We start from the raw sequence: 12,315 nt of genomic DNA, 5'->3' as shown, positions 1-12,315 counted from the left end.
GGATTAGTTGCCGCGCTTTCCCTCAACCCAGCTCACGACATTCTCTTCAAGAATCGACAACGGCACCGGGCCGCTGGTGAGCACGACATCGTGAAACTCGCGGATGTCGAATTCGGAACCCAATTCTTTCCGGGCCATTTCCCGCAGTTCCATGATCTTGAGCTTTCCGATCATGTATGCGGTCGCCTGACCTGGCGTGGTGATGTAACGCTCGATCGCTCGAACAATGTCGCCTTCGGGATTGGGTGTGTTGTCCTTGAGGTACTGAATCGCCTCTTCGCGGCTCCACCGTTTTGAATGGATGCCGGTGTCGACGACCAGACGACACGCACGCCACAATTCCATGCCGAGCCTGCCGAAGTCGGAATAGGGATCGGTATAGAAACCCATGTCCTTGCCCAGCTCTTCGGAATAAAGGCCCCAGCCTTCGGTGTAGGCCGTCCATCCGCCGAACCGCCGGAAGGGAGGCAGTTCGCCCAGCTCGGTCTGCAAGGCACGTTGCAAATGGTGTCCGGGCAGGCCTTCGTGATAGGCAAGCGCTTCAAGCTCGTTCTTCGACATGTCGCGAAGATTGTAGAGATTGACGTAATAGGTTCCCGGACGCGAGCCGTCTGCCGACGGGCTCTGGTAGAAAGCCTTGCCCGCGCTCTTCTCGCGGAAAGCCTCCACCGGTTTGATGATCATGGGAGCCTTTGGCAGCACGCCGAAATATTCGGGCAGCTTCTCGGTTATCCGGTCCAGCGCGGCCTGTGCGTCAGCAAGATATTCCTCGCGCGTGGTGTAGTAGAATTGATCGTCAGTGCGGGTGAATTCGAAGAAATCCTGCAAACTGCCCTCAAACCCGACCTTGGCCATGATGGCGCGCATTTCCGAATGGATCCGGGCAACCTCCCGCAGGCCGATGTCGTGGATCTCGTCCGCCGTCAGGTCTGTGGTGGTATAGCTTTGCAGCAAGGCGGCGTAATATTCCTCGCCATTGGGCAGGCGCCAGATACCGTCGTCTGTCGGCGCCATGGCCTGCTGGCGCCGCATCTCTTCGAGCAGGCGCTGATACGCCGGTCGCGCCGAACTGTTCCACGCTTCACGCGCCATCTGGAGAAGCGCAATGACTTCGCTGTTCTCGGCCTCGGTGCTGGCTGGCAGGTCCGGCGTGAGCGGGGCGAGCTTGCCGTCGAAATCTTCGAGAACGGCGTTGTTGTCCCCAGCGGCAATCAACGCCTCGAGATCGGCAATCACATACGGATAGACCCAGTCCGGCGGCATGATGCCCTTGTCCGCCCGCTCACGCGCCTGGCTCGTCAGCGCGTCAAGCTGGGGGCCGATCCCCTCGATACGGGAGACATAGGCTTCGGCATCAGTGATCGTGCTGACGCGGTGGATGTTGATAAGGAATGCCGGAATGCTCGTATGCGCGCCGCGGCGATGATCGAACAAGAATTCATATTCGCGGAACGGATGCAGCGAGGCGCGCCTGGCGGCGGTCAGTTCAAACAGCCGGTAAGACAGCGCGTCCTGCGACGACAGCGCATCGACATCATACTGTTCGCGCATCTGGCGGGCGGTGTCCTGCAACAGGTCGAAATCGCGCTGCTCGGCTTCTTCGGACGGATCATTCCATTTCCCGTAATCGGCATCGCGAATGCCTCGGTAAGCCTTGCCAAGCGGAGAAAGGGCGAGATTGGCTTCGTCATAGCGATCAAACAGATCATTGATCGATGTATCGGCCTTGGGCGCGGCCACCGGCTCCGAAGCAACTGTCGCGACCGGCGACTGATTGGCGGTCGAACAGCCCGCAAGCGCGAGTGCGACCAGCGATGTCGCAACGGCCCGACCGACATGAGATGGATTGCGACGCATAGTTGACCTCATTCTCTTTTTCCCAAGCGGGCGCGATATCAACCACCCATTGGCCACAATGCAAGGGTTTGATTGAGGTGCCCGGCAAGGAGAAAAATTTTTGGCGCAAGCGATTTGAGGGGATCGAAGCTGATGCTGTCGGCCTGCGACTCGCTCGCCGCATAAGCCCTCGAGTCGCCAAATGCGGTCGACGCGCCCGACCGCGCCAGCCAGCTCTGACTCAGCGCAATCCAGCTTTGTTTTTGATTTTGCGAAAAAAAGGGCGGCCCAGCACATCATCGTGCATGGCCGCCCATTTGAGTTGAGGAACTCTTCGCATTGCTGCTCCGAGCCCTTCGGGTCGCAAGAATGGTTTAGACCCACCCTCTCCGGAAAAATTGTATGCAAACGACAACTGGCTTTAAGCTCTGATTCTAACAGGAAATTTCATGATTCACCCTTACCGCTCGGTAGGTCGTAATGGCTGTCCCGAGAGCTCGGCATCCCTCGACAATTGCCGGCGACTGGGACTAGTGGCCGATCCGTCATGAACATGTTCTCTCTCTTCAATCTCGCCCGCCCGGCGATCTTCGCCCTTGACCCGGAAAAAGGGCATCGCCTCGCGATTGCGGCCCTGAAACGAATGCCAGCCAACTCCGCATTCATGCCGCAAGCAAAGCCGGGCCGTCTCGCGGTTGAGGTTGCGGGCCTGACCTTCCCCAACCCGGTCGGCGTGGCAGCCGGGTTCGACAAGGACGCCGAAGTGCCCGATGCACTGTTGGGACTTGGTTTCGGTTTTACCGAGGTGGGGTCGATCACTCCGCTTCCGCAGGCCGGCAATCCGAAACCCCGTCTCTTCCGCCTTGTCGAGGACAAGGCCGTCATCAACCGGATGGGCTTCAACAATTCCGGTGCCGAAGTTGCGCTGAATCGGTTGAAGCAGCGCGAGGGCCGCGGAGGAATCGTCGGCATCAATATCGGCGCGAACAAGGATTCGGACGATCGCAGCGCGGATTACGCGACGATGACGCGGATCATGGCCCCCCTTGCCAGCTATCTCGCAATCAATGTGTCTAGCCCCAATACGCCAGGCCTGCGCGCACTCCAGGACGAAGCGGCGCTTGCCGCGCTCATCGATGGGATCAAGGCGGCATCGCGAGACGCAGTCGGAGAGGGCGGCCCGCCGGTGTTCCTCAAGGTTGCTCCGGATCTCGAGCCTGCTGACATAGACGCGATTGCGCGCATCGCGATCGACAGGAAGCTCGGTGCACTGATCGTTTCGAACACTACGATTTCACGGCCGCCACTGCGCTCGCGCCACGCGGACGAGACAGGAGGTTTGTCAGGCGCTCCCGTGCGCGATCTTGCCCAGCAGCGGCTTCGTGATTTTCGCAAGGCGACAGGTGGGCAAGTGCCGCTGGTCGGCGTCGGCGGCATTGCCACTGCCGAACACGCATGGGACCGCATCAGGGCAGGCGCGAGCCTGGTGCAACTCTATTCGGCCATGGTCTATCACGGCCCTGGTCTCGGCGCACAGATAGCCGGCGGCCTGAAGCGCCTTATGAAACGCGACGGTTTTGGCAGCATCGCCGAGGCTGTGGGTACAGACAGCGACTAAGGGGTGCCGACTAGCACCACGCCTTCGCGGCGGGGGTCGTAGCCGCCATCAACCTTGCCGTCGCGGATAAGCACCCCGTGAACGCCCGAATCCTCGCCCTGACCGGGCGTCACAACGATGCCCCGTTCGGCCAACCCCGCAACAATCGCCGGATCGAACCTTTCGGTTTCCGCGCCATATCGATTGCCGCGCGCGACAAGATTGGGCTGCGCCAGCGCATCCTGCATCGGCATTCCCCAATAGACCGCCGCAACCAGTGTCTTGCCGACATAGGCAGGGATCGAATTGCCGCCCGCTGAGCCGATTGCCCCTGCAAATTGCCCGTCGGCATCGAGCAGAATCAACGGCACCATCGAAGAACGCGGACGCTTGCCCGGTGCGACCGCATTGGGAGCTTCGTCGCCATTGGCCTGTAGCGGGTTGAAGGAGAAATCAGTCAGCTGGTTGTTGAGGAAGAACCCGTCGACCATGCGCCCGCTGCCAAAGATCGATTCAACCGTGGTGGTAATCGAAAGCACATTGCCCTGCGCGTCACGCACGATGAAATGGGACGTCCCCGCAGGTTCGCGCGTCATGTCGGTCACCGCCATCTTAGCACCGGCCGGATTACCCGCCGTAACCGATTCTGCGGCTTTCGCGCCAATCAGCGCGGCACGGGCATCAATATAGGCAGGATCGAGCAAGCCATCGACTGGAACTTCAACGAAATCGCCGTCGCCGAAGTAAGCGTCACGGTCAGCATAGGCGAGACGGCTGGCCTCGGCGAAGAGATACCACGCTTGCGGGTCATCGGGGCCGCGCGTGCCGATATCCGTACGGTCGAGAATGCCGAGCAGCTCGATCATCGCGGCCCCGCTCGACGGTGGAGGAGGGGCGCACACGCGGTAGACTTGCCATGGGCCGCACACCGGCTCACGCTTTACCGGGCGATAGGCCTCGATATCGGCCATCGTCATTGACCCGCCAAGCGGCGCGGCGCGCGTCCGCTGGACGATCTTGGCCGCGGTGCTCCCGCGATAGAGCGCATCGGTACCCTGCGAGGCGAGGCGCTTGAGGAAATCCGCATATTCCGGATTCACCAGACGATCTCCCGCCTGCTTGCGAGTCCCGTCGGGACGCGCAAAGTATGCAGCTGCATCGGGTTGCGAAAGCTGGGGAAACTCGATCCCGAGAAACCGCCCCAGACGCGGTGAGATCACAAAACCTTCTTCGGCAGTACGGATTGGCGCGTCGAACAGGCTGTTCCAGGGCAAAGTTCCGTGTTCCTCATGCAGCATACCCAGTGCCGCGATAGCGCCGGGAACTCCGGTTGCGCGCCCGCTCACAACCGCCTCGCGGAATCCGAGCGGCTCACCAGACTCATTGAGGAACATCGCGCGGCTCGCCTGAGCGGGCGCCGTTTCGCGCCCGTCGTAAATGGTGATCTTGCCCGTTTGCGCATCGTAATAGTTGAGGAAAGCCCCGCCTCCCACCCCTGAGGACTGCGGCTCGACCAGTGATAGCATGGTCTGCACGGCAATCGCTGCATCCGCGGCGCTTCCGCCACGCTTCAGCACATCCATTCCGGCCTGTGCGGCAAGCGGGTTCGCGGCGATTACAAAGGGTTGGACCTCGGCCTTTGCTGCAACCGGTGCAGGCGCGCTGGCAGTGGTTTCAAGAACTGGTGCGCAGGCGGAAAGGGCAATGGCAAGCCCGGCGGTGCAATAGCGTAGGAGCGACATGGCCGCGTTTCTTAGGCATCGCGCCCACCGCTGGCAACGCGCTTTGAAGCGGGCTTGCAAACCTGCTCGGTCTTGCCGCTACGTAAATAGCGCCTTAGTTTAGCTCCAACATAAATTACGCAAGCTCGCCTGTGGCCAGTGGCCATCAAAGGCGGGCGGGAAGAGGAGCCTTTGTCCGTGCACGCCCCCACAACGCCCCCCGCGGCCAATCCCGCCGATGACCGGCTGCTTCAGGACGTCGACCTCGCAAGGAACCTCGTCGAACTGTTCCTCATGCGTGCTGACGAAAAGGGCGCGGCACCCTTCCTTGGCGCGAAACACGACGGCAAGTGGCTGACGCAAAGTTGGGCAGAAGTTGCCGACAAGGTCTGCCTGCTGGCCGAAAGCTTGCGCCGCATCGGCCTCAAGGACGGGGATCGGGTTGCGCTGGTGTCGGAAAACCGGCCCGAATGGTGCATCGCCGACCTTGCCATCATGGCGGCGGGCTGCATTTCGGTCCCGACCTACATCACCAACACCGAACGCGACCACGCGCATATCCTCGACAATTCGGGCGCGCGGGCAGTTATCGTCTCGAACACCAAACTGCTTGCACCGCTGGTGGGCGCGATCGGACGCACGGGGATTGTCGATCACGTGATCGGGATCGAGGATCTGCACCGCCAACAAGCAGGGAGTTTCGAGTATCATCGCTGGGACGATCTGACGGCAGGCGACGCAGCGGCCGCCCGCGCGGCCGTGGATGCCCGGATTGCCGATATCGACCGGAACGACACCGCTTGCCTGATCTACACCAGCGGAACTGGCGGCGCTCCGCGCGGCGTGATGCAGCACCACGGGTCGATCCTGTGCAACGCCGCCGGGGCCGCGGAAATCCTGATCAACGATTTCGGCATCAAGGATGAAAGGTTTCTATCCTTCCTGCCACTCAGCCATGCTTACGAACACACAGGCGGGCAGTATCTGCCAATCGCGGTGGGTGCGGAAATCTTCTATTCCGAAGGACTTGAGAAACTCGCCTCGAACATCGAGGAAACACGGCCGACCATCATGGTTGTCGTGCCGCGCCTGTTCGAAGTGCTGCGCACGCGCATCATGAAGCAGGTCGAAAAGCAGGGCCGGGTCGCCAATTTCATGATGAATGCGGCGCTCAAGATCAGCGAGAAATCCACCGAGGGCAAGACGCGCAAGCGTGACAAGCCACTGAATTTCTTGGTCGAAAAGACGCTTCGGCCGAAAATCCGCCAGAAGTTCGGCGGGCGGATCAAGGCGATGGTTTCAGGTGGCGCTCCGCTCAACCCCGAAGTCGGCAATTTCTTCGAAGCGATGGGTCTCACCATGCTGCAGGGCTATGGTCAGACCGAGGCCGGTCCGGTGATCAGCTGCAACCGGCCCAGCGTCGGGTTGAAGATGGACACCGTCGGCCCGGCCATGCGCGGGGTCGAGGTCAAGATCGCCGAGGATGGCGAAATTCTCGTGCGCGGCGAGCTGGTGATGCACGGTTACTGGCGCAACGATGCCGAAACCGCGCGCACGATTGTCGATGGCTGGCTGCATACGGGCGATATCGGGCACCTTGATGAAAAGGGCCGGATCAAGATCACCGATCGCAAGAAGGACATGATCGTCAACGACAAGGGCGACAATGTCGCGCCGCAGAAGATCGAAGGGATGCTGACGCTACAGCCCGAGGTCGCGCAGGCGATGGTGAGCGGTGACAAGCGGCCCTATGTGGTCGGGCTGATCGTTCCCGACGCCGAATGGGCGCTGGAATGGGCGCGCGCCAATGACGAGAAGTTCGACATGAAGGCGCTGCAGGGCCTGCCCGCTTTCCGGAACGCCGTACGCGCGGCGGTGGACCGCACCAACAAGGACCTGTCGGTGATCGAAAAGGTCCGCCAGTTCGCCTTCGCGGACGAGGCCTTCACGATCGAAAACGAGGAAATGACCCCGAGCATGAAAATCCGTCGCCACAAGATCCGCGACCGCTATCAGGACCGGATCGACGGGCTGTATCGAGGTTAGAGGCTAAACAGCCTTAGCTTTGGTTGCTGCTGCCTTTATCTGACCCAGTTGGTTGTAAATCGAATGCTGGACTCGCTGTAATTCTTCAAGAAGCGCTAGCATTTCCATGGCAGACATGGAGACTGGATCCTTAAGGTCTTCAGATTTTCCGTCGAAAGTCCGGTGGTGAATGATTATGCCGTCAGACCTCGGAACAACCCGCCCGTGTGCAAGAAGAGCTCGTGTTTCGTGGAGTGATTTCCAATCCGAAAGAAGTCTTTTTGCTTTTCGTTCGTGCCCTAGGAAACTGTAGGTATCCAGAGAATTGGCAAGCGCACGGAGGCGATTTGCCGGAGCAGGACTTCTTGCATCCCGGTCCAACGACAAGCCGGCAATGTCGAGCGCGGCAAGACAGTCAGCAATCGAATGTTCGACCCGCGAGAACACCTCGATGCAGCATCCTCGCCACGCGCAGACTGTGACTGACCAATCGCCGGGGAGGCTGATCCCAATGTCACGAGTATCAAAATGGGCTGACATTTCTGCGGGATAGATCGGAAGCCCTTAAGCAATTCTCACTATTTCACGCCGCTTCAACGTCCTCGATATATTCGGGATAGAAGCTAGGCACCTGTTTTGACCACGCGGGTGCGGTGGCGGCGGCTTCGCTGAGCGATTGCAGCAGCACCTTGCGGTGGCCGGGGCGGATCATCGGCAGTGCTGCGGCAGCGCAGAATGCCGCCGGGAGATAGGGCCGCGCCTCAGCGCCGAGCAGACGTTCATAGAGAAAGCGGAAGGCGGAGAAGCTCTCAAGCCGTTCCTGCTCCAGATCGAAGGCTGCCATGCGCACCAGCTTGCCGATGAAGCGCTCGACTTCGGAAGGGGTACCCTCCTGCGGCACCATGGTGCGCAGCAGCTTCAGATCCTGATAGGCGACATACTGGCGCCGGATCGCGACGTTTTCAGCCTCGGTCCGGCCCCACAGCTTGAAGGCATCGCAGCGCGCAAGCCCGATATCGAGGCTACGCTTGATATAGCGCTGCTCGCACGGTTCGAAGCCCGCAAATTCGCGCATTTCACCGATGGTGATGGTCGCGGTGGTGGCCAGTGTCACGATACGTCCTCCTTGATAGGCAGGACGGTTTTCCGCGAACTTGGTTAATACGTAGTAACCATGAGAGGATTTTTACCCCTGAGTCAGATCAATCCGGCGAGCGGGCTGGAAGGATCGGCGTATTTCCTGCGACCCATGCGACCGGCGAGGTAGGCTTCGCGTCCGGCCTCGACCGCCAGCTTCATCGCGCGCGCCATGCGGATCGGGTCTTTCGCCTCGGCGATGGCAGTGTTCATCAGAATGCCGTCGCAGCCCAGCTCCATCCCCACCGCCGCATCGGATGCGGTGCCGACGCCCGCATCGACCAGCACCGGCACCTTCGCGCCTTCGACGATCAGGCGGATCGTGACCTGGTTCTGGATACCAAGGCCCGATCCGATCGGCGCGCCTAGCGGCATGACGGCGACGGCGCCCGCATCCTCCAGCTGCTTTGCCGCAATCGGATCATCGACACAGTAAACCATCGGGTGAAAGCCCTCTTTGGCCAGCACTTCGCAAGCGCGGATCGTTTCCACCATGTTGGGATAGAGCGTGCGTGCCTCGCCCAGCACCTCCAGCTTGACCAGATCCCAACCGCCGGCCTCGCGCGCCAGCCGCAGTGTGCGGATCGCGTCTTCGGCGGTGAAGCATCCAGCGGTGTTGGGCAGATAGGTTATCTTCTTGGGGTCGATGTAATCCGTCAGCATCGGAGCCTTGGGATCGCTGACGTTGACCCGACGTACCGCGACGGTCACGATTTCCGCGCCGCTTGCTTCAACTGCGGCGGCATTCTGCTCGAAATCCTTGTACTTGCCCGTGCCGACGATCAGCCGCGATCGGAACGTGCGCCCGGCCACTGTCCAGGCGTCATCGCTGACGGCTTGATGATCGCCTCCGCCGACGAAATGCACGATTTCCAAACGATCATCCGCACCCAACGGGGCGGATTCAAGCGTCGATCGAGGCACGATTTCACCGTTGCGTTCAACCGCGACCTTTTCTGGCAGTAGATCGAGTTCTCGCACCAGCTGGGCAATGGTTGAAGCGGAGGTCCGGCGCTGTTCGCCGTTGAGGATGATGGATTTCAGCTCGGTCATGCGCAGTGAAATAGGCCACTCACGCGCGCAGGCAACCGTGACTTTTGCAAAAGCGTCAGTGCGAGACGCGCAAATTCCAGATGTGACCCACCGAAACCAGTGCCACTCCAATGATCGTCAGCACCGCTTCCTGTGCGCCATGCGGGGATGCGAGCGCGCCGCCCATGAAGGTCAATCCCATCATCGCGATGACAAAAGGTTCGCGGCGGCGGTGGAGCAGCGCCCCCCAGCCGATGGCGACAGCCGCTATCACAAGGGCGATTGCAAGCGCGAAGCGATGAATCTCTTCGGCAAGGAAGAATTGCGCGCCCACGCCAAGCCCGGAAACCAACAGGATGGTCAGCACACAATGCAAAGCGCACAGCGCTGAAAGCGCTATCCCGGCCTTGTCGAGCCTGCGGCGAATCAGCCGGGGGTTCTGGTGTGCTTCGGTCATGGTCGGTAACGCACATATGTAACGTTATCTCATAGTGCAAGGGTCTGGTTTTGCGTAAAGCGCATTTGTCTTTGCACTGAACGGGCTTGCATGCCGGAGCTTTGCGGCACATTTACTCGGCGGTCATGGCAACAACCGCACCCCTCATGAATGATACCGCGCCGAAGCCGAACGCCGGTGCGCGCCCGCTTGCTCTTGCCCGATGGCTCGAATTCGTGGCGGGTTTCGTTGTCCTGATCGTGTTGGTTGGCGGGATCACGCGGCTCACGGAAAGCGGGCTTTCGATCACGGAATGGAATTTGGCGACGGGCATCCTCCCGCCTTTGTCAAACGAAGCATGGCTGGCCGAGTTCGACAAATACAAGGCGACGCCGGAATACAGGCTTGAAGCCAGCATCGGCGGCATGACCCTCGCCGAATTCCAGTTCATCTATTTCTGGGAATGGTTCCACCGCCTGCTGGCTCGCACCGTCGGATTGGCTTTCGCGCTGCCGCTCGTGTGGTTCTGGGTTAAGGGCGCCATCCCGCAAGGGTTCAAGCCGCGCCTGATCGGGCTGTTGGCCCTTGGTGGTTTGCAGGGGCTGTTCGGCTGGCTGATGGTGCAGTCGGGGCTCGTCGGCGACATGACCGATGTGAGCCATTTCCGCCTGTCGCTGCATTTGCTGACGGCATTGCTGCTGTTGGGCGCCCTCGTCTGGACTGCGCGCGACATGCGCCATCTGGCTAAGGACCCGCATGCGCGCCCGGCGCCGCTGACTAGTGCCTCTTTGGCCGTTGCCGGTGTGTTGTTCGTACAGCTTCTGCTGGGTGCATGGGTCGCGGGCCTCAACGCCGGGCATGCCGCCTACGACTGGCCGACCATGAACGGGCGGTTCCTCCCTGAAGTGAGCTTCCAGCAGGGCTTTTTCTACGCACTGACGCATGATCCCTTTCTGCTGCAATTCCTCCACCGCTGGTGGGCATGGATCGCGGTGGCAGCGCTGGTCTATCTCGCGCGGCGTGTGCGCAAATTCGATCGCTTCGCATCCATTGCGGTGCACAGCGCCTTTGGTGTCATGGTTCTGCTCGGAATTGCGACGGTGATGACGCAGGTGGAACTGTGGGTTGCTGCCGCTCACCAGCTCACCGGCGCCTTGCTGGTCGCCAGCACTGCGTGGGCGATGCATAGCGACGGGCTGGCGCATCGGGTTCCGGATCCAGAACAGGCATGACCGAAGTTCAAGCCGCTCTGGTCTGGTGTCCATGCCCGAACATCGAAGTGGCACGGAAAATTTCAGAGCAACTGTTGCAGGAAAGGCTGATTGCCTGCGCCAATATGTTTCCCGCGATGGAATCCCTGTTTGAGTGGGATGGGGGCCTGAGCCAGGCTTCGGAAGTTGGCGTGTTGTTCAAGACCACCGCTGACAGCCTGGACGCGCTGATAAGTCTGCTTGGCGAACTCCATCCCTATGATACACCGGCCATTCTCGGCTGGACCTGTGATATCGCACATCCAGCGGTTTTGGGTTGGCTGCGCGAAACGGTCGGGCATACCGATTGAAATCGTGATGCAATCGAAGTTGGGAGGATTTTGGGTGACACCGATCTCTCGTCGTGTTTTTTCCGGGTTCGCACTGGGCTTTGCAGGCTGCGCAGGAGTTGGCGGCCTCGGTTCGATGGCTTTCGCCGCAGGACACCTCCGGCTTCCTATTGGCGCGATGCGCCTTTCGCGCGTGCTTGAGCGCACCTTGCGTGATGGTTCCATGGTGACAGTGAGCCGTGTCTGGGAAGTCGCCTTTTCCGAACAAGGCCGAGGCGCGAGGGTGTCAGGGGTCCAGATGGAAGCAAAGGTCGATGCGCCCGCCTCGCTTGCCGCTTTAGCCCGGATCGAAGAGGAGCGATCGACCGCGCAGATGTGGCCGATTCTGCTTTCCGAAGACGGCCGGATCGCCGCGGCAGGGGACAGCAAGAGCGCCGCGGACATCAACGCTGCCCTCGAAGAAGCGGAACGCATGATTGCCCGCAAGCCCATGCCCGGCAATGCACAAGACGTCCGGATGGAATATCTCCGGACCGTGGCCGAAGCCGGGGGTTCGCTGCTCGAGGAAATGCCGCCCGACCTGTTCTTCCCGATCGGCACAAACTCAAGGGTAGAGCGCGAGTTGAGCCTGCCCGGCGGAATCTCGGGCAATTTCGTGGCCATATATGAAGCACGGGCCAGCGCGGCCGGTTGGCTGGATAGCGCCCGCCGCGAAGTCAGCACCAGCGTCGAAGGAAGTGCCCAAAGGGCGGTCGAGATCTGGCGGCTCGATAGCGCCTGAGGCACCTCGCGGCTCCCCCGCAGGCTAGCGCGGTATTATTTTACCTCATGTGAATGCCCCGGTTTTGCTTGACTGAAGCCACTTCTGACGACAAATGCGCCCCACGACAGGCCAGCCCATGCGGGCGGGCCGCGATTCCCTTGCGTTCAACCGGTTCGAACGGCCCGCGACGGGAATGGAATATTCGCAACCCTTTGGTTCAAGGACTAA

At 60.7% G+C, this 12,315-nt stretch carries 11 protein-coding genes; 5 read left to right on the top strand and 6 right to left on the bottom strand.

Features of this window, described 5'->3' with window-relative positions; all coding sequences use genetic code 11:
- Positions 1-3: 3 nt before the first annotated feature.
- Positions 4-1,857, bottom strand: coding sequence for a DUF885 domain-containing protein (locus L1K66_RS02435; RefSeq protein ID WP_252259462.1), 1,854 nt, complete (start codon positions 1,855-1,857; stop codon positions 4-6).
- Positions 1,858-2,383: 526 nt separating this feature from the next.
- Here L1K66_RS02435 and L1K66_RS02430 point away from each other — a divergent pair.
- On the top strand, positions 2,384-3,454 hold the full coding sequence (locus L1K66_RS02430; protein ID WP_252259461.1) for a quinone-dependent dihydroorotate dehydrogenase: 1,071 nt from the start codon (positions 2,384-2,386) through the stop codon (positions 3,452-3,454).
- On the opposite strand, the gene ggt is transcribed toward L1K66_RS02430, so the two are convergent.
- Positions 3,451-5,175, bottom strand: a complete 1,725-nt coding sequence (gene ggt / locus L1K66_RS02425; RefSeq protein WP_252259460.1) for a gamma-glutamyltransferase — start codon at positions 5,173-5,175, stop codon at positions 3,451-3,453. The two genes, L1K66_RS02430 and ggt, sit on opposite strands and share 4 nt — an antisense overlap.
- Before the next feature lie 177 nt (positions 5,176-5,352).
- On the opposite strand from ggt, the gene L1K66_RS02420 reads away from it, so the two are divergent.
- On the top strand, positions 5,353-7,200 hold the full coding sequence (locus L1K66_RS02420; protein WP_252259459.1) for an AMP-dependent synthetase/ligase: 1,848 nt from the start codon (positions 5,353-5,355) through the stop codon (positions 7,198-7,200).
- 3 nt (positions 7,201-7,203) lie between these two features.
- Here L1K66_RS02420 and L1K66_RS02415 read toward each other — a convergent pair whose 3' ends face one another.
- The 4 genes from L1K66_RS02415 to L1K66_RS02395 form a co-directional block, all read right to left on the bottom strand.
- Positions 7,204-7,719 carry a hypothetical protein gene (locus L1K66_RS02415; RefSeq protein ID WP_252259458.1) on the bottom strand — a complete coding sequence of 172 codons (516 nt, stop codon included), beginning with the start codon at positions 7,717-7,719 and terminating at the stop codon, positions 7,204-7,206.
- Positions 7,720-7,762: 43 nt separating this feature from the next.
- Complete coding sequence (locus tag L1K66_RS02410) at positions 7,763-8,254, bottom strand: hypothetical protein (RefSeq protein WP_252260567.1); 492 nt, start codon at positions 8,252-8,254, stop codon at positions 7,763-7,765.
- 122 nt (positions 8,255-8,376) lie between these two features.
- Positions 8,377-9,369 (bottom strand): sulfur carrier protein ThiS, encoded by a 993-nt coding sequence (gene thiS, locus L1K66_RS02405; RefSeq protein ID WP_330221247.1) that lies wholly within the window; start codon positions 9,367-9,369, stop codon positions 8,377-8,379.
- A gap of 55 nt (positions 9,370-9,424) precedes the next feature.
- Positions 9,425-9,805: a MerC domain-containing protein gene (locus L1K66_RS02395; protein WP_252259457.1), complete on the bottom strand. Its 381-nt coding sequence runs from the start codon at positions 9,803-9,805 to the stop codon at positions 9,425-9,427.
- A 146-nt stretch (positions 9,806-9,951) separates the two neighbouring features.
- Between L1K66_RS02395 and L1K66_RS02390 the strand changes: the two genes are divergently transcribed.
- The 3 genes from L1K66_RS02390 to L1K66_RS02380 all read left to right on the top strand — a co-directional run bounded on the left by L1K66_RS02390 (position 9,952) and on the right by L1K66_RS02380 (position 12,105).
- Positions 9,952-11,016, top strand: coding sequence for a COX15/CtaA family protein (locus L1K66_RS02390; RefSeq protein WP_252259456.1), 1,065 nt, complete (start codon positions 9,952-9,954; stop codon positions 11,014-11,016).
- A complete protein-coding gene (gene cutA / locus L1K66_RS02385) occupies positions 11,013-11,345 on the top strand; it encodes a divalent-cation tolerance protein CutA (protein WP_252259455.1) in 333 nt (110 codons plus the stop codon). Before L1K66_RS02390 ends, cutA begins: the two co-directional genes overlap by 4 nt.
- Before the next feature lie 157 nt (positions 11,346-11,502).
- Positions 11,503-12,105: a hypothetical protein gene (locus tag L1K66_RS02380; protein ID WP_252259454.1), complete on the top strand. Its 603-nt coding sequence runs from the start codon at positions 11,503-11,505 to the stop codon at positions 12,103-12,105.
- Positions 12,106-12,315: the final 210 nt, after the last annotated feature.

This window comes from Erythrobacter aurantius, from assembly GCF_023823125.1.
Lineage (GTDB): Bacteria > Pseudomonadota > Alphaproteobacteria > Sphingomonadales > Sphingomonadaceae > Erythrobacter > Erythrobacter aurantius.
This window is presented reverse-complemented; position numbering and strand designations above follow the sequence as displayed.

What these genes read in the sequence shown, in the direction of transcription:
- L1K66_RS02395 (WP_252259457.1), bottom strand. Translation starts at nt 9,805, where the DNA reads ATGACCGAAGCACACCAGAACCCCCGGCTGATTCGCCGCAGGCTCGAC.
- L1K66_RS02380 (WP_252259454.1), top strand. Translation starts at nt 11,503, where the DNA reads ATGCGCCTTTCGCGCGTGCTTGAGCGCACCTTGCGTGATGGTTCCATG.
- L1K66_RS02410 (WP_252260567.1), bottom strand. Translation starts at nt 8,254, where the DNA reads ATGCGCGAATTTGCGGGCTTCGAACCGTGCGAGCAGCGCTATATCAAG.
- L1K66_RS02430 (WP_252259461.1), top strand. Translation starts at nt 2,384, where the DNA reads ATGAACATGTTCTCTCTCTTCAATCTCGCCCGCCCGGCGATCTTCGCC.
- L1K66_RS02415 (WP_252259458.1), bottom strand. Translation starts at nt 7,719, where the DNA reads ATGTCAGCCCATTTTGATACTCGTGACATTGGGATCAGCCTCCCCGGC.
- thiS (WP_330221247.1), bottom strand. Translation starts at nt 9,369, where the DNA reads ATGACCGAGCTGAAATCCATCATCCTCAACGGCGAACAGCGCCGGACC.
- L1K66_RS02435 (WP_252259462.1), bottom strand. Translation starts at nt 1,857, where the DNA reads ATGCGTCGCAATCCATCTCATGTCGGTCGGGCCGTTGCGACATCGCTG.
- ggt (WP_252259460.1), bottom strand. Translation starts at nt 5,175, where the DNA reads ATGTCGCTCCTACGCTATTGCACCGCCGGGCTTGCCATTGCCCTTTCC.
- cutA (WP_252259455.1), top strand. Translation starts at nt 11,013, where the DNA reads ATGACCGAAGTTCAAGCCGCTCTGGTCTGGTGTCCATGCCCGAACATC.
- L1K66_RS02390 (WP_252259456.1), top strand. Translation starts at nt 9,952, where the DNA reads ATGAATGATACCGCGCCGAAGCCGAACGCCGGTGCGCGCCCGCTTGCT.